Source organism: Flavobacterium galactosi, assembly GCF_048158585.1.
Lineage (GTDB): Bacteria > Bacteroidota > Bacteroidia > Flavobacteriales > Flavobacteriaceae > Flavobacterium > Flavobacterium galactosi.
This window is the reverse complement of the sequence record NZ_JBLNKV010000002.1, coordinates 610,815-633,080: the sequence shown is the minus strand read 5'-3', so window position 1 is coordinate 633,080 and position 22,266 is coordinate 610,815. Positions and strand designations below refer to the sequence as shown.

At 34.6% G+C, this 22,266-nt stretch carries 13 protein-coding genes and 1 rRNA gene; 5 read left to right on the top strand and 9 right to left on the bottom strand.

What is annotated here, in order from left to right; translation table 11 throughout:
- Positions 1-2 precede the first annotated feature (2 nt).
- Both rrf and pafA read left to right on the top strand, forming a co-directional pair.
- Positions 3-112, top strand: a 5S ribosomal RNA gene (gene rrf / locus ACM55M_RS06760).
- A 218-nt stretch (positions 113-330) separates the two neighbouring features.
- Positions 331-1,947 (top strand): alkaline phosphatase PafA, encoded by a 1,617-nt coding sequence (gene pafA, locus ACM55M_RS06755; protein WP_416856804.1) that lies wholly within the window; start codon positions 331-333, stop codon positions 1,945-1,947.
- A 68-nt stretch (positions 1,948-2,015) separates the two neighbouring features.
- Here pafA and lysA read toward each other — a convergent pair whose 3' ends face one another.
- The 3 genes from lysA to gltB all read right to left on the bottom strand — a co-directional run bounded on the left by lysA (position 2,016) and on the right by gltB (position 9,396).
- Positions 2,016-3,233, bottom strand: coding sequence for a diaminopimelate decarboxylase (gene lysA / locus ACM55M_RS06750; RefSeq protein WP_416856803.1), 1,218 nt, complete (start codon positions 3,231-3,233; stop codon positions 2,016-2,018).
- A gap of 191 nt (positions 3,234-3,424) precedes the next feature.
- Positions 3,425-4,879: a glutamate synthase subunit beta gene (locus tag ACM55M_RS06745; RefSeq protein ID WP_416856802.1), complete on the bottom strand. Its 1,455-nt coding sequence runs from the start codon at positions 4,877-4,879 to the stop codon at positions 3,425-3,427.
- 2 nt (positions 4,880-4,881) lie between these two features.
- Positions 4,882-9,396: a glutamate synthase large subunit gene (gene gltB / locus ACM55M_RS06740; protein WP_416856801.1), complete on the bottom strand. Its 4,515-nt coding sequence runs from the start codon at positions 9,394-9,396 to the stop codon at positions 4,882-4,884.
- A gap of 398 nt (positions 9,397-9,794) precedes the next feature.
- Between gltB and sucC the strand changes: the two genes are divergently transcribed.
- Positions 9,795-10,988: an ADP-forming succinate--CoA ligase subunit beta gene (gene sucC, locus ACM55M_RS06735; RefSeq protein WP_416849492.1), complete on the top strand. Its 1,194-nt coding sequence runs from the start codon at positions 9,795-9,797 to the stop codon at positions 10,986-10,988.
- A 194-nt stretch (positions 10,989-11,182) separates the two neighbouring features.
- Complete coding sequence (locus ACM55M_RS06730; RefSeq protein WP_416856800.1) at positions 11,183-12,748, top strand: protein adenylyltransferase SelO; 1,566 nt, start codon at positions 11,183-11,185, stop codon at positions 12,746-12,748.
- A gap of 103 nt (positions 12,749-12,851) precedes the next feature.
- On the opposite strand, the gene ACM55M_RS06725 is transcribed toward ACM55M_RS06730, so the two are convergent.
- Genes ACM55M_RS06725 through ACM55M_RS06710 form a run of 4 tightly spaced genes read right to left on the bottom strand, consistent with a single transcriptional unit; the run spans position 12,852 to position 16,287 of the window.
- The gene (locus ACM55M_RS06725) at positions 12,852-13,319 is read right to left on the bottom strand and encodes a DUF1456 family protein (RefSeq protein WP_416856812.1); all 468 of its coding nucleotides are present in this window, start codon (positions 13,317-13,319) and stop codon (positions 12,852-12,854) included.
- A 58-nt stretch (positions 13,320-13,377) separates the two neighbouring features.
- Complete coding sequence (locus ACM55M_RS06720) at positions 13,378-14,409, bottom strand: aminotransferase class I/II-fold pyridoxal phosphate-dependent enzyme (protein ID WP_416856799.1); 1,032 nt, start codon at positions 14,407-14,409, stop codon at positions 13,378-13,380.
- A gap of 6 nt (positions 14,410-14,415) precedes the next feature.
- Positions 14,416-15,426 (bottom strand): dipeptide epimerase, encoded by a 1,011-nt coding sequence (locus tag ACM55M_RS06715; protein ID WP_416856798.1) that lies wholly within the window; start codon positions 15,424-15,426, stop codon positions 14,416-14,418.
- 45 nt (positions 15,427-15,471) lie between these two features.
- Positions 15,472-16,287: an alpha/beta hydrolase gene (locus ACM55M_RS06710; protein WP_416856797.1), complete on the bottom strand. Its 816-nt coding sequence runs from the start codon at positions 16,285-16,287 to the stop codon at positions 15,472-15,474.
- A 61-nt stretch (positions 16,288-16,348) separates the two neighbouring features.
- On the opposite strand from ACM55M_RS06710, the gene ACM55M_RS06705 reads away from it, so the two are divergent.
- The gene (locus tag ACM55M_RS06705; RefSeq protein WP_416856796.1) at positions 16,349-16,750 is read left to right on the top strand and encodes an excinuclease ABC subunit B; all 402 of its coding nucleotides are present in this window, start codon (positions 16,349-16,351) and stop codon (positions 16,748-16,750) included.
- Here the strand turns inward: ACM55M_RS06705 and uvrB are convergent.
- Together uvrB and ACM55M_RS06695 are read right to left on the bottom strand one after the other, a co-directional pair.
- Entirely contained in the window at positions 16,747-18,738 is a 1,992-nt protein-coding gene (gene uvrB / locus ACM55M_RS06700) for an excinuclease ABC subunit UvrB (protein WP_416856795.1), read from the bottom strand. The two genes, ACM55M_RS06705 and uvrB, sit on opposite strands and share 4 nt — an antisense overlap.
- 126 nt (positions 18,739-18,864) lie before the next feature.
- Entirely contained in the window at positions 18,865-22,260 is a 3,396-nt protein-coding gene (locus ACM55M_RS06695) for a TonB-dependent receptor domain-containing protein (protein WP_416856794.1), read from the bottom strand.
- Positions 22,261-22,266 lie beyond the last annotated feature (6 nt).

Genomic DNA, 22,266 nt, shown 5'->3' with positions numbered 1-22,266 from the left:
CTTAAGGTGGTTATTGCGGCGGGGCTCACCTCTTCCCATCCCGAACAGAGTAGTTAAGCCCGCCTGCGCAGATGGTACTGCAGTTATGTGGGAGAGTATGTCGTCGCCTTTCTTTAATCTGAACCCGTTTCAGATTCTATTAAATCCTCATCATTAATTTGATGAGGATTTTTTCGTTATAGTCAAATGCAAAACCAGTCAGTTAATTAACCTAAAATGATCCAGACGGATTCGATTTAAGAAATGATTAATTTATCGTACTTACCGTTTTCTTAGGACTTATTTTATAACATTAAATTGTATTTTTGTTGAACTATATAAAAATACAATATGAAAAAAATTATTTTGTTTTTGACATTTATTATGTCTTTAAATATGCAGGCTCAAGATCGACCAAAACTGGTTGTTGGTATTGTTGTTGATCAAATGAAGATGGAATATTTATATCGTTTTTCGGATGATTTTTTACCTAATGGTTTTAAAAGATTAATGGGGAATGGATATACTTTCCAAAATATGCATTATAATTACATGCCAACTTATACAGCACCTGGGCATGCTTCTATTTATACCGGTACTACTCCTTCTACTCATGGAATTGTAGGAAATGAATGGTTTAGCAGAAGTCTGGGTAAAGAGATGTATTGTACAGACGATGCATCTGTTAAAACAATTGGAGATGGTACAGTCAAAGAAGGAGAAATGTCTCCAAAGAATTTATTAAGTACAACAATTACTGATGAATTGAAATTAGCAACAAATTTTAAAGGGAAAGTGATTGGCATGAGTTTAAAAGACCGTGGAGCTATTTTGCCTGCCGGACATTTTGCTAATTGGGCCTTTTGGTTTAGTAAAACGGGATCTTTTATTTCTAGTTCTTTCTATGGTTCTGCATTACCGGACTGGGTTACTCAATTCAATCAAGAAAAAAGATACATGCCTTATATAACTAAAGGGTGGGATTTATTCAAACCTGCCGGAACTTATAACGAAAGCCTCCCAGATGATAATCCTTATGAGGGAAAATTATACAATAGTACTGCGGCTATATTTCCATATAATTTAAAAGACATGTATGATAAAAATGATGCAGGAGTTATACGTTCTACCCCATTTGGTAATAACCTTTTGGCGGAATTTGCAATGCAAGCAATTGAAAAAGAAGAATTGGGAAAAGATACTATTACCGATTTTTTGACAGTTAGTTTTTCTTCTACTGATTATGTAGGCCATTTACTTGGGCCAAGATCTATCGAACTACAAGATACTTATTTACGTTTAGATCAGACTATAGCTGATTTTTTAGCTTATTTAGACAAAACTGTGGGGAAAGATAATTATTTGCTTTTTCTTACTGCAGATCATGCGGGAGCTGAAAACGTAAATTATCTAAGGGATAATAAGTACAAAGTAAAAAGCATCAATCCAAAAGATATTATTAAAGGGTTAAAAGACTTTTCTATCGCTACTTTTGGAGCCGATTTAATTGTGAATTATTCTAATTTCAATCTTTTATTTAATAGAGATATTATTAAGTCTAAAGGATTTGATTTGAGTAAAGTTAAACAGTCTTTTAAAGACTATTTAATGACACAGGAACACGTTAAAAGAGTTTATTCTGAAGAAGAAATACTGGGTTCTACGGGAAATGATTACTATCTTAATTTTATAACAAAAGGGTATGATCCAACACAAGATGGAGATCTTGTTATTCTTGATAAAGCGGCTTATATAGAATACCAAGGGACTGGGACCTCACATGGAACCCCGTACAGCTACGATACGCATGTACCAGTTATTTTCTACGGTTGGCATGTTAAAAAGGGAGAATCATTTGCGAAGAAATATATCACACAAATCGCACCTACAATTGCTCAAAAAATTAAAATTCCTTTTCCAAATGGAACGGAAGCTAATGTTTTGGAAGAAGTTTTAGAAAATAAATAAGCTGGAACTATTATGTTTAATGAAAAATCCCATCTCAAGTTTTAAATGAGATGGGATTTTAAGTTTATTTAAACAGTAGCAGCTACTGGTAATGGAATTTGATTTTTTAATAAATCTTCAAAGGTTTCATGTGCTCTTATTAAGTGACCTTCGCCTTTCATCCACAATACTTCTGCAGGTTTGTATCTAGAATTATAATTAGATGCCATAGAAAAACAATAGGCTCCTGCATTTCTAAAACATAAAATATCACCTTCTTTTATTTCGGATATTCTTCTATTATTTGCAAAAGTATCAGTTTCACAAATGTATCCAACAACGGAATAAAAACGTTCTTTCCCTTTTGGGTGTGAAATGTTTTCAATATGATGTTGCGAACCATAAAACATGGGTCTTATTAAGTGATTAAAACCACTGTCTATTCCTGCAAAAACTGTTGACGTAGTTTGTTTTACCACATTAACTTTAGCTAAAAAGAAACCAGCTTCACTTACTAGAAATTTTCCAGGTTCGAATATTAAGGTCAATTCCTTACCGTATTCTACACAAAATGCATTGAATCTTTTCGAAAGTTTCTTTCCTAATTCCTCAATATCGGTTTCAATATCATCTTTTTTGTAGGGTACTTTAAATCCGCTTCCAAAGTCTAGAAATTCAAGATTCTTGAAGTTTTTTGCGGCATCAAATAAGATTTCTGCTGCATATAAAAACACTTCTATATCAAGAATATCGGAACCTGTGTGCATATGAATACCAACAATATTCATTTTTGTATTTTCAACAATACGAACCAAATGGGGCAATTGGTGAACAGAAATACCAAATTTACTATCAATATGACCAACAGATATATTTGCATTACCTCCTGCCATTACGTGAGGATTTATTCTAATGCATACTGGAACGCTTGGGTATTTTGTACCAAATTGCTCTAATATAGATAAGTTATCGATATTTATTTGAACACCCATAGCAGAAACTTCTTCAATTTCTTCTAAAGAAACTCCGTTTGGGGTATAGAATATTTTTTCAGGCTCATATCCAGCATGTAGTCCCAACAATACCTCTTGAATAGATACAGTATCTAAACCAGATCCCATTTCTTTGAGTAATTGAAGTATAGCCACATTTGAAAGTGCCTTCATAGCATAATTTATACGCAACTTATCTACTTTTGAAAAAGCTTTTGTTAATCTATTATATTGGGATTGTATTTTTTCTGCATCATAAACATATATCGGGCTACCGAATTGTTCTGCTAATTGTAATAAGTCTTTTCCTTGCATTTTGATTCTATTTTTAGGCAAATTTATTATTCTTTATCAATACAAACAAATAAAAATACAGGTTTTAACAAAATATAACAAAATGTTACTATTGTAACATTTAATATGATTTATTGGTTTTTTGTAACTTTTATAAAATAAAAATCCCTTGATAAATTAATTATCAAGGGATTTTGTACAATTATCTTTTATTATAAACTAGGTAAATCACCGTTACCTTTAGTTGGTAAATTTGTGAAACCCATTAAATAATTGTCTACTTCTCTAGCAGCTTCACGACCTTCAGATATTGCCCAAACAATAAGGGATTGCCCTCTTCTCATGTCACCGGCAGTAAATATATGAGGAACATTCGTTTGATAATTATTTGCCTTGTAGTTGCTTCTAAAATCTACTTCCAATCCTAATTGATCACTTAATGTTTTTTCAGGACCTGTAAATCCAAGTGCCAATAAAGCTAAATCACAAGGCCAGATTTTTTCTGATCCTTCTTTTTCTATTAATTCAGGTCTTTGTCCCGGAGTCATTTTCCAAGCTACTTCAACGGTTTTCAATCCTGTTAATTGGCCGCTTTCATTAGAAATGAATTCTTTGGTATTGATTAACCAGTTTCTGTCACAACCTTCTTCATGTGAAGATGAAGTTTTTAATTGTAATGGCCAAAAAGGCCAAGGAGTAGTTTCACTTCTTCCAACTGGTGGTTTTGGTAAAATCTCAAAATTAGTAACCGATTTTGCACCGTGTCGGTTTGAAGTTCCAACACAATCCGAACCAGTATCCCCACCACCAATAACGATAACATCTTTACCAGTAGCTTTGATTTGGTCTTGAATTGATTCTCCGTATAAAACTTTTGTTTGTTGTGTTAAAAAATCCATTGCTTGAACAACTCCTTTGCTTTCAATTCCTTTTGTAGGTAAGCTTCTTCTTTCAGTTGCACCACCACACAATACGATGGAATCAAAAGAATTTAATTCTTCAATACTGAAATTTACACCAACGTTTACATTGGTTTTAAATACAATTCCTTCCGCTTCTAGAATCGCCACACGTCTGTCGATAATTCCTTTTTCTAATTTAAAATTTGGAATTCCGTAACGTAATAAACCACCAATAGCATTGTCTCTTTCGAAAACAGTAACAATGTGTCCTGCGCGATTTAATTGTTGCGCAGCCGCTAAACCAGCAGGTCCAGAGCCTATTACAGCTACTGTTTTGCCTGTTCTTGTTGCTGGAATTTGTGGTTTTATCCATCCTTCTGCAAAACCTCTTTCAACAATGTTTTTTTCAATATTTTCAATAGCTACCGGTTCACTGATTATACCTAAAACACATGATTTTTCGCATGGAGCAGGACATAATCTTCCTGTGAATTCAGGAAAATTGTTTGTTGATTGTAAAATCTCCAAAGCACTTTCCCATTCTTCTTGATGTACCATGTCATTAAAATCAGGAATCAAATTTCCTAACGGACAAGCACTGTGGCAAAAAGGAATACCACAATCCATACATCTTGAACCTTGTTCTTTTATTTTATCTTTTTCTAACGCAATTGTAAACTCATTATAGTTTGATACACGTTCTACAACAGCTATATTATTTTCGTCAGTTCTACTATATTCTTTAAATCCACCTATCTTACCCATGACTATGCTATTAGTTCTTCTATTTGCTTTTCTTCTGCTAATCTTTTCAATGCTTTTTTGTAATCTGTTGGCATCACTTTGATAAAGTGTTTTTGTTGGTTCTCCCAATCAGTCAAAATTCTTTTTGCCAATGGACTATTGGTGTACATAGAATGATTTTTAATTAAACGTCTCAGTTTAGTTATATCATCATCTTCTAATGTTTCAAAAGCTACCATCTCCATATTACATAAAGTATCGTCGAATTTTTTATTTGGATCAAAAACATACGCAATACCACCACTCATACCTGCGGCAAAATTCCTTCCGGTTTTTCCTAGAACCACTACAGTTCCTCCAGTCATATACTCGCATCCATGATCTCCAATTCCTTCAACAACTGCTGTTGCTCCAGAATTTCTAACACAAAAACGTTCTCCAGCCATACCATTGATATAGGCTTCACCAGTAATTGCTCCGTAAAGGGCAACGTTACCAATGATGATATTTTCTTCGGGTTTGAATGTTGCAGTAGGAGGGACTTTGATAATTAATTTACCACCTGAAAGCCCTTTTCCTAAATAATCATTACAGTTTCCATGAATTTTGAATGACAAACCATTTGTTGCAAAAGCACCAAAACTTTGTCCGGCAGAACCTTCAAAATCAACTAATATCGTGTCTTCAGGTAAACCTTGTGCACCATATATTTTTGAAATTTCATTACTTAGTATTGCACCAACAGAACGATCTGTATTTTTGATATCAAAAGTAACTCTTGTTTTTTCTTTTCTATAAATAGAAGGAATAGCTGCTTTTATAATTTCAAAGTCAAGTACATTATCTAAAGCATGATCTTGTGTAGTTGTATTATGATTTGGAACTACTTTAGCTTTTTCTGGTTTATATAAAATAGTAGATAAATCTAATCCGCTTGCTTTATAGTGTTTGATAGCTTTATTGACATTCAATTTTTGAGATTGTCCCACCATTTCTTTTAGTGTTCTAAATCCTAATTGCGCCATGATTTCTCTCAACTCCTCTGCAATAAAATACATGAAGTTGATGATATGCTCTGGAGTTCCTTTGAAATTTTTTCTCAATTCAGGATCCTGTGTAGCGATACCAACTGGACAGGTATTCAAGTGACAAGCTCTCATCATAATACAACCAGACGCGACTAACGGCGCTGTTGCAAAACCAAATTCTTCAGCTCCAAGTAACGCAGCAATAGCTACATCACGTCCTGTTTTTAATTGTCCGTCACATTCTAGAACTACACGACTTCTTAAATCATTTAAGATTAAAGTTTGTTGTGCTTCGGCAAGTCCAAGTTCCCAAGGAATACCTGTATGTTGTAATGAAGTTAATGGTGCAGCACCGGTTCCTCCATCGTATCCTGAAATCAAGATCACATCAGCTTTTGCCTTAGCAACACCGGCAGCAATTGTTCCAACACCTACTTCGGAAACTAACTTAACGTTAATACGTGCTTCACGATTGGCATTTTTTAAATCAAAAATCAATTGAGATAAATCTTCAATAGAGTAAATATCGTGATGTGGCGGAGGCGAAATTAGTCCAACATAAGGAGTTGAATTTCTTACAGCGGCAATCCACGGTACTACTTTCTCTCCAGGTAATTGCCCACCTTCTCCAGGTTTTGCACCTTGAGCCATTTTTATTTGAATCTCTTTGGCACTTGTCAAATAATTGATAGATACACCAAATCTTCCTGAAGCGACTTGTTTAATGGCACTATTTCTAGAATCACCATTTAAGTCTTTTTGGAAACGTTTTGAATCCTCTCCACCTTCTCCAGAATTACTTTTTCCTCCAATTCTATTCATGGCAATTGCCAAGTTTTCATGGGCTTCCTGACTGATTGATCCATAAGACATGGCTCCAGTTTTGAATTTTTTTACAATTTCGGTCCAAGGCTCTACTTCGTCAATAGAAATTGGGTCTAAATTATTGAATTCAAATAAACCTCTAATAGTCATTAGGTTTTTACTTTGGTCATTAACCATATTGGAGTATTCCTTATAACTTTCAGGACTGTTTAATCGTACAGCCTGTTGTAATTTAGAAATCGTTGTTGGGTTGAACATGTGTTTTTCACCAGTTCTTCTCCATCTGTAGACACCTCCAATTTCAAGCGGCAATAAATTGGCCACTTTTGAATTTGGGAAAGCTTTTTGATATCTTTTTTTGATTTCTTTTTCTACTTCATTTAACCCAATTCCTTCGATTCTAGAAGGGGTGTAAGGGAAATATTTAGAAGTGAATGTTTTATTTAATCCTAAAATTTCAAAAATTTGTGCCGCTCTATACGAATGTAAAGTAGAGATACCAATTTTGTTCATGATCTTAAGGATTCCTTTTGCAATCGCTTTATTATAATTTTTAATGGCATAATCCGCTTTTATACCAGTAATAAAACCTTGGTTAACTTGGTCATGAATGATTTCATTTACCATATAAGGATTTATTGCACTTGCACCATAACCAAATAATAGTGCAAAATGATGCGGTTCACGTGGTTCAGCAGATTCAATTATGATTCCAAATTTCGAACGAACTTGTAGAATATTTAGTGAATGATGAATATATGAACAAGCCAATAACATTGGTATTGGAGCCATTTTTTCGCTTACACCTCTATCAGAAATGATTACGATATTACATCCTTCTGAAACCGCTTTAAAAGTAGCTTGAACTGCTCTTTCCAAAGCGCGTTCCAATCCATTTACTCCTTTTTCGATATCATATAAAGTAGAAATAGTCACCGATTTGAAATCAGCATGATCGATATTTCTTATTTTATCTAAATCTTCATTCGAGATAACTGGATTTTGAATCTTTAATTTTTTACAATGTTTAGGATCAACATCAAAAATATTATAATCACCACCAATTGCTAAACTGATATCAGTAATGATTTCTTCCCGAATACCATCCAATGGTGGGTTGGTAACCTGAGCAAATAATTGTTTGAAATAGTTGTATAAAAGTTGTGGTTGATCTGATAAAACCGCTAACGGAGTATCATTACCCATAGAACTTAAAGCTTCATTACCTTGAGCTCCCATTGGGTTTATGATTGTTTTTAAATCCTCTATTGTGTAACCAAATAAACGTTGTCTTGTTTCAAAGTCTATGTTTTCGGTTGGTATTGGATTATTGGTATAAGGAATTTGAGCTAATTGCAATAAATTCTCATCCAACCATTTTTTATAGGGACGTTTGGTAGCAATAGCATTTTTGATCTCATCATCTTCAATGATTCGACCTTCATTCATGTCCACCAAGAACATTTTTCCCGGCTCTAAACGACCGTGTTGAATTACATCTTCTGGCTTGATATCAAGAACACCAATTTCTGAAGACATAATTACGAAACCGCTTTTTGTCAATGTATAACGAGAAGGTCTCAAACCATTTCTGTCCAATAAGGCACCAATAACGTTACCGTCAGTAAAAGGAATAGAAGCTGGACCATCCCAAGGTTCCATGATACAAGCATTATATTCGTAAAATGCTTTTTTGTCTTCCGACATGGTTTGGTGTTTTTCCCAAGCTTCAGGAACTACCATCATCATTGCTTCCGGTAAAGAACGTCCGGTCATCAATAACAATTCGACAACCATATCCATAGAAGCTGAATCCGATTTTCCTTCTAGTATAATAGGGAATAATTTTTTCAAATCATCACCAAATACATCACTTTGCATCAATTCTTCACGAGCACGCATTCTGCTAATGTTACCACGAAGTGTATTGATTTCTCCATTATGACACATGTATCTAAATGGTTGTGCTAATTCCCATGAAGGAAACGTATTTGTTGAAAAGCGTTGGTGAACTAAAGCTAATCTGGTAACTAAATCAGTATCAGATAAATCAGTATAATAACGACTAATGTCTTCTGGCATCAACAACCCTTTATAGATAATGGTAGTTGTTGAAAAACTAGAAAAATAGAACATATGACTTTCTGAAGTTCTGGAGTTTCTTATGGTATGTTCTGCAATTTTTCTTGCAGCAAACATTTTAGCGTTAAATTGTTGTTCCGTAAGGTCCAATCCATTTTTACTAACAAATACTTGTTTTACAGTTGGTTCTTTTTCAGCCGCAATTTGTCCTAAATTAGAAATATCTACAGGAACATCTCTCCACCCTAGAACTTCTAAATTTTGATTGCGTATAGAATCCTCAAAAGTTGTTTTACAAAAAGCTACTTGGTTTATACTTTTAGGCATAAAAACCATTCCTACTGCATATTGTCTCGCTTCAGGGATTTCAAAATCACATACTTTCTTGAAAAATATATGAGGGATGTCAAATAAAATTCCTGCTCCATCTCCGGTTCTTCCATCCGCACTAACAGCTCCACGATGCTCTAACTTTATTAAGATATCTAGTGCTTTATGGATAATATCATTAGACTTAATTCCATTCAAATTACAAATAAATCCTGCGCCACAATTATCATGTTCAAATTCGGGCAAATAAAGGCCTTGTTCTTTAACTTTCATGCTTAATATTTTTTTTACAAAATTAAAGATTTAGTAACATATAATGAGTGTAAAAGCCAAATTGAATGTATTTTTACAGTAATAGTAGAAAAAGGTGCGATAAATCACAATAATTGTATTTAAATACAGTTCAATTGATTTTTCTATAAAAAGAAAACCGATTAAAAGGCCTTATGTCAATTATTTTGAGAGAATTATTTTACTGATTATTTTTGTTTTAGAATTATAACAAAATGTTTGTTATTTTTTATATTTTTTGCGTCGACCAATGATTAGTTAGAAATATACAAATTTAGGCGCTACATTTAATAAAAAAAAATAGCAGTTAAGTTTAATTTTGCTATTTTTGTGCCACTTTTATTCTGAAATAAATTCAGAATCCAGACAAATTCTATATTATGAACATACACGAATATCAAGGAAAAGAGATTTTAGCTAGCTACGGAGTTCGCATTCAACGCGGAATCGTTGCTAATAGTCCAGTAGAAGCCGTTGCTGCTGCAAAACAATTAACTACCGAAACCGGTACAAGTTGGTACGTAGTAAAAGCCCAAGTTCATGCAGGTGGACGTGGTAAAGGTGGTGGAGTTAAGCTGGCCAAAAATTTACAACAAGTAGAAGAAATTGCAACACAAATCATTGGAATGCAATTGGTAACACCTCAAACTTCTGCTGAAGGTAAAAAAGTACATAAAGTTTTAATCGCTGAAGATGTTTATTATCCTGGTGAAAGTGAAACTTCTGAATTTTATGTTTCTGTTTTATTAAACAGAGCTACAGGTCGTAACATGATTATGTATTCTACTGAAGGTGGAATGGATATTGAAGAAGTTGCGGAACACACACCGCATTTAATTTTTACCGAAGAAATTGATCCTTCTGTTGGATTACAAGGTTTTCAAGCAAGAAGAATTGCTTTTAACTTAGGTCTTTCAGGTAATGCTTTTAAAGAAATGGTGAAATTCATCGATTCTTTATACAATGCTTATATTGGATCTGATGCTTCTATGTTTGAAATCAACCCGGTTTTGAAAACATCTGACAATAAAATCATGGCTGTTGACGCTAAAGTAAATATCGATGATAATGCTTTATACAGACAAAAGAAATATGCTGATATGCGTGACGTTCGTGAGGAAAACCCAATCGAAGTTGAAGCAAAAGAAGTAGGTTTAAACTATGTTGATCTTGACGGTACAGTAGGATGTATGGTGAACGGAGCTGGTTTAGCTATGGCAACTATGGATTTAATCAAGTACGCTGGTTTCGAGCCTGCTAACTTCCTTGACGTAGGTGGAACTGCTGATGCAAAACGTGTTGAAACTGCTTTCCGTATTATCTTAAAAGATCAAAACGTAAAAGCAATTTTGATTAATATTTTTGGTGGAATTGTTCGTTGTGACCGTGTGGCGCAAGGAGTTGTTGATGCTTACAAAAATATGGGTGATGCAATTAAAGTACCAATAATTGTTCGTTTACAAGGTACAAATGCAGCTATTGCAAAAGAATTAATTGATAATTCAGGAATGCCAATTTTATCTGCTGTTGAATTTCAAGAAGCAGCTGATCAAGTAAAAGCAGCACTTTCTTAATTTAGAAAATAGTTATATATTAAGAAATCCTGAGTGAAAGCTCAGGATTTTTGTGTTTTAAACCGATGCTAATTGTTATTTCAATAAATTTGAATTAGATTTTTTATTAAACAAATCATAAAAAAAATGAAAGTATAAATTGTAGTGCTTGCAATTATTATCTTTACTAGAATAAAAAATATTTTTAAAATACTATGAAACTTCATTTGCAAAATAATTTTATAACTGAATTGCCTGCGGATCCAAATGAAATCAATACGCCAAGACAGGTAGAGCAAGCTTTCTATTCGTATGTATTGCCCAAAATACCCTCAAATCCTTCCCTAATTCATGCTTCAAAGGAGATAGCAAATGCTATTGGCCTTTCTCTTGAAGATATACTTTCAACTGATTTTTTAAATGTTTTTTCTGGAAGCGCCGTTTATCCGGAAACAAAACCATTTGCCTTGTGTTACGCCGGACATCAATTTGGCAACTGGGCAGGACAATTAGGAGACGGTCGTGCTATCAATCTTACCGAAGTCGTTCATGACAATAAAACATACACTTTGCAATTAAAAGGCGCAGGACCTACACCATACTCTAGAACAGCGGATGGTTTTGCGGTTTTACGTTCTTCAATTCGAGAGTATTTATGTGCCGAAGCGATGCATTATTTAGGTGTTCCAACAACGCGTTCACTATCGCTAATGCTTTCTGGTGATCAAGTGCTGCGGGATATATTGTATAATGGAAATCCGGCCTACGAAAAAGGCGCCATCGTTTGTAGAGTGGCTCCTTCTTTTATCCGTTTTGGTAGCTTCGAATTGTTTTCTTCTCGAAAAGACTACGTTAATCTCAAATTATTAACGGATTTCACCATCAAACATCATTTTCCTCATATTCAAGGGGAGGGTGTCGGTAAATATCTGGACTTTTTTCATGAAGTAACCCAAACTACACTGAACATGATTGTGCATTGGCAACGTGTAGGTTTTGTTCATGGCGTTATGAATACCGACAACATGTCCATTCACGGTATTACCATCGATTATGGACCTTACGGTTGGTTAGAAGATTACAACTCGAATTGGACTCCCAATACAACCGATAGGCAGCATAAAAGATACCGTTTTGGCAATCAGCCTGAAATTGCGCTGTGGAATTTGTATCAATTGGCCAATGCTTTGTATCCTTTGATTCAGGATGCTAAACCGCTGGAAACTATTTTGGATGCTTTTAGTACGGATTACGAAAAGGAGTATTTGAATATGATGCAAAATAAACTAGGTTTCCAAATCAAAAAAGAAGAGGATGCTTTTTTAATTGAGAACCTGATTCAACTACTTGAACATGCAGAAACGGATATGACCATTTTCTTTAGAAACCTGTGTACTGTCACTAAAGCAGATAATGCTACAACAGCTTTCAATACCATAAAAGACGCCTTTTATAATGAAAAGGATTTGAATGAAACGATCTTGAAAGAGTGGCACGATTGGTTTGAGAAATACACGATTCGAATTAATGAAGAAACACTTTCGGATTCTGAAAGAAAAGTTCAAATGAATGCAGTAAATCCAAAATATGTATTGCGAAATTACATAGCACAATTGTGTATTGATGACGCAGATAAGGGAGAGTATTCGTTGTTAAATGAACTATTTGAAATGCTTAAAAATCCCTATGATGAACAGCCAAATTTTCAAAAATGGTTTGCCAAAAGACCGGATTGGGCCAGAGATAAAGTGGGGTGCTCTATGTTAAGCTGTAGCTCTTAAAGTATTTTTTTTTGATATAATAGTATTTATATATGAAAAAATCCTGAGTGAAGACTCAGGATTTTTTGGTTTAATTTAGTAGAGGGGCATAAATCTGCGCTACTTATGATTTTTTATTCTTTCCGAAATTAAATTTCACTTTCTCCACTATTTGAACTTTTGGAGCTCCTTTTGAAAATTGTTTTTTGAACGGTTTCTTAGCTGCAGGCTTCGATTTTGAAGGACTTTCGTCGCCTCTTGATTTATCTTCGTCTCTTGGTTTTGCTTTAAATTCAGCTCTTTCCGAAGCTCCTTCTTTTACAGGAATTTGAGCTTTGTGTTTGGCTAATACAACATTTGGGTTTTTTGGATTTTCTTTGGTTCCACGCAAGTGAATTACTAAAGCATTTAGGAAATTGCGCAACACTTGGTCACCACATTCCATATAATTCTCATGTTTTTCATCACGGAAAAAAGCACCCAATTCGGATTTAGTGATTCTAAAATCTACTAATTCTAATATTTCAACTATTTGATCGTCACGCAACATTAATGCTACGCGAAGTTTTTTAAAGATATCGTTATTTGTCATCATATTCTAATTTTTTACAAAGGTACGGTTAAAAAGCAATTGCACCACAATTTTAGATTCAGAATTGGTTTTGGTTCAGAATGTGGATTATTTTATCCAAATCTTCTTTTTTGTGATTGGCAGTAATTACAATTCGATTTAAATCCTTGGTGTCTGTTGGGTATTTAAAATTAGTTACTATGATTTTATTCGCAGTGAAAATTTTATTTAATCCTTCGATTTCAGGATAAATTAGCGGATAATTGGGGTCAAAATGAATTGCTTTATTTTTAATCAAATGAGCTTCTATATATTTTAAATTGTCTTTTAATTTTTGATACTGTTGCAAATAGATTGCTGGCGCATCAGCTATAGTTTGTATAAATGCGGCATTCATTCCGGCACTGGCAACAAAAGTATCGTCATTTGTCATTTGATTAATAAAATCTACATCGCTGGCAATTACTCCTCCCGTTAATCCGAAAGCTTTACCTAAAGAGGAAAGCATGATTTTTCTTTTAATATTTGGAAGATCAATATTCGAAAAAATCCCGCAACCATTCGTTCCCAAAATTCCAAGAGAATGCGATTCGTCTACAACTAAAGTAATTTCTTTATGGGACGAAATCGAATTTAGAATAGAAAGAGCGATTGGTTTTACATGAAAAGAAGGAACCGCATCAGTTAGAATCGTAATTTTTTCAGTTGCGTTATCCAGCAAACGAGGATTTAATTTTTCTCCAATAAAAAAAGGAAGACTATCTACCGCTTTGATGGCAGTATGTGTATCCGGAAAATGAAAAAAGCAATTGGTTTGAGGAGTTAACGCCTCTATTACTAATTTCCCCGCCAACATGCCCGAAGAAACGGTAAGAGCTGCATCTGCTTTGATGTAATTAGCTAAAAAGCGTTCTCCATTTTCATAAGCTGCTAGTTTAATATTGGCACTCCTGGAACTTCCGTAAGCCGTTCCCCATTGCAAAATATTTTTGATGAGCAGCTTTTGGAATTCAGGATGCGTTGGTAAACCCAAATAGGCCGTTCCGCCAAAATACAAATAGTCTTCATTGTTGATTTCTATTATTCGATCTGGAAATTGGTTGACTTTCATTTAAAACTACATTAATGTTACACCGGTTCCATCAATTTCTGAATAGTTTATTTTTCCAAAATCTATGGTTACACCGGTAGCAATATCTTCTGCCAAGAGTAATGCTCCATCCATATCGACATAATCCAGTTGCGGTAATAAATGAGCAATCGCAGATATTCCAACAGTAGATTCGGTCATACAACCCACCATCGTTTTTAAACCTAATTTCTGGGCTTCCTCAATCATTCTTCTTCCAGGAGTTAATCCGCCACATTTTACCAATTTGACATTTACGCCATGAAAATGATGGTGACATTTGGCCACATCTTCTTCTATAATACAACTTTCGTCAGCAATTATTGGTAAAACAGAATGTTTGAAAACTTCTTTGTGTCCTTCCCAATTATCTGCTTTCATGGGTTGTTCCAAGAATTCTACGCCTAGTTTTTTTAGTTCAACGGCATTATTTATGGTTTCTTCTATGCCCCAACCACAATTAGCGTCAATTCTAAAAATGGCATTAGTATGTTTTCGAAGTTCAGTTACAATGGCAATATCTTCTTTGGTTCCCAATTTTATTTTATAAATTGGCCAAGGTAATTCTTTCATTTTAGCAACCATTTTTTCTATGGAAGCAATGCCAATAGTATAATCGGTCAATGGATTTTTATCGATGTTGTAATTCCATAACTCGTATAATTTCTTTCCTTTTTTACGAGCATGCAAATCAGTATACGCCATATCCAAAGCGCACAAAGCAAACATATCGTCTTTTAAATAAGGATGGATTTTTGCCCAAAATTCTTCCGGTGTTTCATTTGTTGTAGTTTCAATTACAGAGCGAATTTTTTCTAAATCCTGCATCATCATTGGAACAGTTGTCTTATAATATGGATTAGATGTTGCTTCGCCAAAACCTGAAAATCCTTCACTTTTTAATGCTACAATCAATGAAGGCTGAAAGTCAATCGATTCTCTTGAAATCGTAAACGTATGTTTTAATTTAAGGTTGTATTCTCTTAAGATTAGTTCCATTTGAATCTGATTTAGTACTTAAAATTAATGTATTTATTTTTTAAATTAATAACCGAGCCATAAAACTGCTTTGACAAAACCATCACGCCATAACTTTTCATTGTGTTGTCCTCCTTTTACGATCTTCTTTTCATTCAAATTTAAACAATAGCATCGTTTAGTGTTTATTAGGTATTCCATCTTATTGAGGTCAACAATCATAGAATCATCATCTCCTTCTTTATCTCCACAAAGAAAATAATATTTCGTTTTTTGCTTTTTATTTTTTTCTTCTAATTCGAAAATTTCTTTGCGGTTAATCCAAAAAGCGGGTGAAAAAACACCTGCTTTGCCAAACACTTCAGGATACTTTAAAGTAGCGTAAAAGGAAGTCAAACCACCCAAAGAACTTCCCATAATTATGGTGTTTTTCTTCTCGGGTTTGGTTCTGTAGGTTTCGTCAATTTTTGGCTTCAACGTTTTTACAATGAATTCTAAATAATCAGCTGCTTTTCCACCACCATATTTTTCGTTTTTAAAAGGAGTTAATTCGTCTAAACGTTTCTCATTACCATGTTCGATTCCTATAACAATAACTTGTGCATTGAGACTATCCAGTTTTTTATCAACATTCCATTCACCAGAAAAGGAAGTTTTAGTGTCAAATAGATTTTGGGCATCGTGCATGTATATCACGGAGTATTTCTTTTTAGAATTTAAGTAATTTTTAGGTAGATATACCCAGATTTTCTTTGCCGTTTTAAGTTGTGGGGCCTCAATAGTAAACGTAGAAACTTGTTTTGATACAGTGCTTTGTTGAGCGAAATTTTTTACTGTCGCAAAAAGTAGTATAATAAGAATTAACTTAAGCTTTTGAATCATTACTGGTATTTTGTGTTTTTATTTTAAAAAAATCAATATTTTAGCTAAAAATAATAATTTCATGGATACTTACGAGGAAAAAAGAAGCTTACTTTTAGAGATGATTGCTTTTTCTACTGTTGACGGACAATTGCATAAAAGAGAATACGATTTTTTGTTTATTGTTGCCAATGAATTAAACATAGAAAAAGGAGGATTCAATGATTTGTTTCATCAGGAATTACCAAAATTGGCAATTAAATCGGATTTTCAACGCATTCAACAATTTTATAGATTGGCTTTGTTAATGCATAGCGATGGCGTTTTGCATAAAAAAGAAACTGTCGCTATCCAACAAATTGCAATTGACATGGGGCTTAATCCAGAGGCAACTAAACGCATTCTTAAGTTAATGAAGGAAGCGCCAAATGCAATTATTGATGGTCAGGTTTTATTGACTGTTTTTCAGGAACAACAGAATTAAGTTAATTGTCCTTGTAATGCTTTTATTTCATCACGTAATTTTGCGGCCTGCATAAAGTCTAATTCTTTTGCCGCTTTTTCCATCGATTTACGTTTTTCGCGAATGCGTTTTTCAATATCTGGTTTCGATAGATATTCTGTAACGGGTTCGGCTGCAGTTGAAAGAGTATAGCCTAATTCATAATCTGCCAAAGGATTTTTTGTAAAAGCACTCTCGATTTTTTTATTCAAAGCTTGAGGAACCAAATTATTTACAGTGTTGTAATTAATTTGTTTGGTTCTGCGATAATTGGTTTCGTCAATTGTTTTTTGCATGCTTGCTGTAATTTTATCAGCGTACATAATTGCTTTTCCATTTAGATTTCTTGCTGCACGACCAATTGTTTGCGTAAGCGAACGATGACTTCGTAAAAAACCTTCTTTGTCTGCATCTAAAATTGCCACCAAAGAAACTTCGGGTAAATCCAAGCCTTCACGAAGTAAATTCACACCAATTAACACATCAAAAATTCCTTTTCGCAAATCTTGCATGATTTCTATGCGTTCTAAAGTATCTACTTCTGAGTGAATATAGCGGCAACGAATATTGACTTTTGTCAAATATTTGGCCAATTCTTCCGCCATTCTTTTGGTTAAAGTCGTCACTAAAACCCGTTCGTCAATTTCGGCTCGAACTTGAATTTCTTCAATTAAATCATCAATTTGATTTAAACTTGGTCGAATTTCAATAATTGGATCCAATAATCCTGTTGGACGAATTACCTGTTCCACAACGACACCTTCCGTTTTTTGTAATTCATAATCAGCTGGTGTTGCCGAAACATAAATAACCTGATTTTGCATTGCCTCAAATTCCTCGAATTTCAGCGGACGATTGTCCATGGCTGCTGGAAGTCGGAAACCATATTCCACTAAATTTTCTTTTCGGCTTCTGTCCCCGCCATACATGGCGCTCACTTGTGAAAGTGTTACGTGACTTTCGTCCACCACCATTAAGAAGTCACTTGGAAAATAATCCAATAAACAAAACGGTCTTGTTCCGGGTAAACGGCCATCGAGGTAACGGGAGTAATTTTCAATTCCGGAGCAATAACCCAGTTCCCGAATCATTTCCAAATCAAAGTTGGTACGTTCTTCCAATCGTTTTGCTTCGAGAGGTTTTCCTATTTCTTTGAAATAATCGACCTGTTTGACCAAATCCTGTTGAATTTCCCAAATCGCACCTTGTAAAACATCAGGCGAAGTGACAAACATATTAGCGGGATAAATGGTCAGTTTATCAAATTTTTCAAGTACTTTAGAATTCTTTGTGTCGAAACTTTCAATTTCCTCGATTTCATCACCAAAAAAATGAACGCGGTACGCCTCATCCGCATAACTGGGATAAACATCTACTGTGTCGCCTTTTATTCTAAAACTTCCCGGGTTAAAATCGGCTTCGGTTCTGGAATATAAACTTTGCACCAGTTGATGCAATAATTTGGTTCGGGAGATAATTTGTCCTTTCGCAATCGGAATTAAATTTTTCTGAAATTCGATAGGATTTCCAATACCATACAAACACGAAACCGATGCAATTACTATAATATCTCTTCTTCCGGAAAGCAACGAAGCGGTTGTTGACATTCGCATTTTTTCCAGTTCTTCATTGATGGATAAATCCTTCTCAATGAAAACACCGGTTACAGGCATAAACGCTTCGGGCTGGTAATAATCGTAGTAAGAAACGAAATATTCCACGGCATTATTCGGGAAAAACTGTTTGAATTCGGAGTATAATTGTGCTGCCAAAGTTTTGTTGTGCGCTAAAACCAAAGTGGGTCTTTGTACTTCTTGAATTACATTGGCGACTGTAAATGTTTTTCCAGATCCGGTAACTCCTAATAAAGTCTGGAATTTTTCACCATCAATAATTCCTTGGGTCAATTTTTCAATCGCTTGGGGTTGGTCGCCCTTAGGCTGATAATCAGATACTACTTGGAAATTCATTTAAAACAAGGGACAAAGGTTAAGAAAAACAAAGGTACAAAGTTTGGATTCTTTTTTTAGCAAAGTTTATGCCAAAAAAAAGCCATCAACTTTTTGTTGATGGCTTTCCAATATAAAATGTTTTTTCTAGAAGCTGAAGCTTAATCTGGCAAAAACAAAACGACCGTTTTGACCAAATTGAGAGGTGTTTCTTGAATATACAAATTGATTTGCATTAGACAAATCGATTGAATTATTTGAAGATGTAGTTGGAGAATAAATAACGGCTCCATTAGCATCAACTCCCGAAGCTCTTTGAGCAATTGTTTGAGGCCCTAAGTTGAAAGTTGGATAAATATCAAAAATGTTGTTAGCTCCTACAACAATTTTCGTTGCAGTAGTAATTTTAAATCCTACAGATAAATCTGTAATGATTTTCGCTGCCCATACCGGGTGTTCGTTTTCAACTGCTAGATTATTTACAACAATAGCATTGATAGTTCCATCATTATTTGCATCAGCAACGTTCGGATCTGTTACTTTACCAAAATAAACGTTTCTCAAGAAGAAATCGAATTTTTTGTAAGAAAGTGAATTCGTTAAATTAGCTTTAACTCTTGGGACTGCTTCTTGAAGATAAATTCGTGAGGATTCAGAATAGTATCTGTTGATCTGACCTGCTGCTTCTAGTATTGGGGAAGCATGAATAGCACCTACTTTTTTAGTATTAGAAATGGTACCAGACAAATCAGTTTTTAAAGACAGTCCTTCACCGAAACTTGTTTTATGACTAATTACAACATCAATTCCTTTTGATTCCGTGTCAATTGCATTAGCAAAGAAAGTTGCTGCAGTTGCTCCTGCGGCATCAAAGTAAGGTTTTGTAACAGCATTAGAAGTAAATTGATCGGTAAGAACTACTCTGTCATCAATTTTTACAACATAGGCATCGGCAGTTAACGTAATATTGGCAGCTGGTATTTTTGCTGTAAATCCAATACTGGCACTTTTAGATTCTTCTTGTTTTAATGTTGGAATTCCCAAGGCCTTTGCCACTGGAGAATCATTACTGAATGTACCAACTTCAAATGGAACACCACCTACGAATTGTGTAGCAGTTGAATTAAAATAGATTTGGTGTAACGACGGCGCTCTAAATCCAGTTGAAACGGCACCACGCAAATTTATGTTATCTGTTAGTTTATAACGAGATGCAATTTTGAAATTAGTTGTATTTCCAAAATCAGAATAATTCTCAAAACGAACCGCTCCGTTAACTAACCATTTGTCAGTAAGATCTAATTCTAAATCGGTATAAACAGCTACACTGTTACGGTCTTTATCAATTGCATTTGCAGGTCTGAAACCTGGAAATACTTGTGATCCATTTGGTCTTGCTGAACCAAAAAAGTCAGTAACTTTAATGTTTGCAGGAGTTGTTGCAGTAACTACTCCTCCGTTGATGTCATATAAGTTATATGATTCTGGCTGACCTGCTGTGATAGCAAAGTTTTCATGACGATACTCAGCACCAAAAGCAACGTTCAGCCCTTTCAGGACATCAAATTTTCTGTTTATGTCAAAATTTGTTGTGTTTTGGGCGAAAGCCAAACCACCAGCATCAAATTCAGTTGGAGAAATTTCCCTTAAAGAGGCATTTACTGTATTTTCAACACCATAATCAAAAGCATTTCTTCCAAAAGTGTTACTTAAGTCAAAATTCCAATTTTCGAATATTAGACCTCTTAGACCAGCAGCAACTGAGACGTCGTTGATTGTAGAATGTATTTCCGGTAAAAATCCGTTTGCATACAATCCGGTGTATGATCTGGCTTGATTAGGTCTTCTGTAGAAACCTGCAGCTTCGCCATCTCTATAACTGGTTCCCCCAAAAGCGTACGCTTCTAATTTATCATTGATTGGATAAGCAGCGTTCAAAAAGAATTGCGCGCTTTTCAAAGAAGATTGTCCCACTCTCATATTGAAATCTTTTCTTTCAAGACTTCTATACGCTAATTCTCCTGCTGTAGCATCAAAGTTTAATGCGGTTTGCATTTGAGAAATATTTAGGGCACCTGTTATAGCAGTTTGTTGGGCCGTTGTAAAATAACCTACTTGTGGAGCATACTGTTTTATTGTGGTAAGTATTTGTGTCGTATTTGGAGTATTATTTATGTTTCCAAAAAGAGCATTAATATTTGTTCCGGCTTCGGCGGCTCTTTGTTCAACGGCATTATAGGCATTGAATAAATTACCCGTCACATCTTTTGCTCTGCTTGTAGCATCTCTAAGTTGAAAACTGGCCGTTGCATTAATAAAGCTTTTCTCTTTACCAAGACCAGTTCCGTAGTTTAAGTCTAATTGGTAATTACCACCATCAACACCACCATCGTGGTCATTAGCACCTTTTGAAAGATTTCCTCCTCCAAAAAGGGCAACATCTAATTTATTGGTATTTTTCTTTACATTAATATTGATTACACCTGCAATGGCATCTGAACCATATTGTGCGGAAGCTCCGTCTCTTAATACTTCGATTTTTTCGATAGCAAAAGCAGGAATTGCATTTAAATCCGTTCCTACAGATCCTCTTCCCGGTGAACCATTAATATTTACTAAAGAAGAAGTATGTCTTCTTTTTCCGTTTACCAATACCAATACTTGATCTGGTCCTAAACCTCTTAATTGTGCAGGGTCAATGTGATCCGTTCCATCAGCTACTGTTGTAGTGTTTGATGTAAACGATGGAGCAACCATGTTTAAAATTTGGTTTAAGTTAACTTGTGGGCCTTGTGAAGCAATGTCTTTCATAGAAATCACATCGATAGGCACTGCAGATTCTGTTACTGTTCTGGTAGGATTACGGGAACCTATCACAACAACATCTTGTAGTGTTTCTCCACTTCCCGTTAATGTAACGTTTAATGTAGTTCCTGTTACAGTTACGGATTTAGTTTCCAATCCAACATAAGAAAATTGCAAAACGTCTCCAATTTCAGCACTAATAGTATAGTTTCCATCGATATCAGTTGTTGTACCTTTAGTAGTTCCTTTTACAAGAATAGTTACGCCAGGTAAAGATTCTCCTTTTTCATCAACTACACGGCCTTTAATGATTTCGGCGATTGTATTTTGATTTAAAGTCGAGAAAACTTCTCCATTAATCCCAGCTTTGGCAATTCCTTCCTTTTGTAAAATAATTTGGTTGCTTACTTCGGTATAATTAATTTTTAGTGGTTTTAAAATGCGCGTCAGCACACTTGATAATGCTTCATTATTAGCATAAACACTCACTTTTTGATTCAATTGTGACATTCTCGAATTGTACGAAAATTTCACATGAGCCAATTTCTCAAGTTTAGTCAGCGCAGTATCTAAGTTCAAATCGGTCACGGTAATAGTTACCTTTGTGTCCAGCTTTTTTTGACCTCTGATATTATTCGCTATTGTTACACTTGAAAAGACAAGGGCTAAAACAAATTGAAATAAGGTTATTTTCATAATTCGAATTAGTAGTCGTTGTTTAAAGACGGTTTTTTTCATAGTTTT

Coding starts and splice junctions, on each gene's coding strand:
- pafA (WP_416856804.1), top strand. CDS start 331: ATGAAAAAAATTATTTTGTTTTTGACATTTATTATGTCTTTAAATATG.
- lysA (WP_416856803.1), bottom strand. CDS start 3,233: ATGCAAGGAAAAGACTTATTACAATTAGCAGAACAATTCGGTAGCCCG.
- ACM55M_RS06745 (WP_416856802.1), bottom strand. CDS start 4,879: ATGGGTAAGATAGGTGGATTTAAAGAATATAGTAGAACTGACGAAAAT.
- gltB (WP_416856801.1), bottom strand. CDS start 9,396: ATGAAAGTTAAAGAACAAGGCCTTTATTTGCCCGAATTTGAACATGAT.
- sucC (WP_416849492.1), top strand. CDS start 9,795: ATGAACATACACGAATATCAAGGAAAAGAGATTTTAGCTAGCTACGGA.
- ACM55M_RS06730 (WP_416856800.1), top strand. CDS start 11,183: ATGAAACTTCATTTGCAAAATAATTTTATAACTGAATTGCCTGCGGAT.
- ACM55M_RS06725 (WP_416856812.1), bottom strand. CDS start 13,319: ATGACAAATAACGATATCTTTAAAAAACTTCGCGTAGCATTAATGTTG.
- ACM55M_RS06720 (WP_416856799.1), bottom strand. CDS start 14,409: ATGAAAGTCAACCAATTTCCAGATCGAATAATAGAAATCAACAATGAA.
- ACM55M_RS06715 (WP_416856798.1), bottom strand. CDS start 15,426: ATGGAACTAATCTTAAGAGAATACAACCTTAAATTAAAACATACGTTT.
- ACM55M_RS06710 (WP_416856797.1), bottom strand. CDS start 16,287: ATGATTCAAAAGCTTAAGTTAATTCTTATTATACTACTTTTTGCGACA.
- ACM55M_RS06705 (WP_416856796.1), top strand. CDS start 16,349: ATGGATACTTACGAGGAAAAAAGAAGCTTACTTTTAGAGATGATTGCT.
- uvrB (WP_416856795.1), bottom strand. CDS start 18,738: ATGAATTTCCAAGTAGTATCTGATTATCAGCCTAAGGGCGACCAACCC.
- ACM55M_RS06695 (WP_416856794.1), bottom strand. CDS start 22,260: ATGAAAAAAACCGTCTTTAAACAACGACTACTAATTCGAATTATGAAA.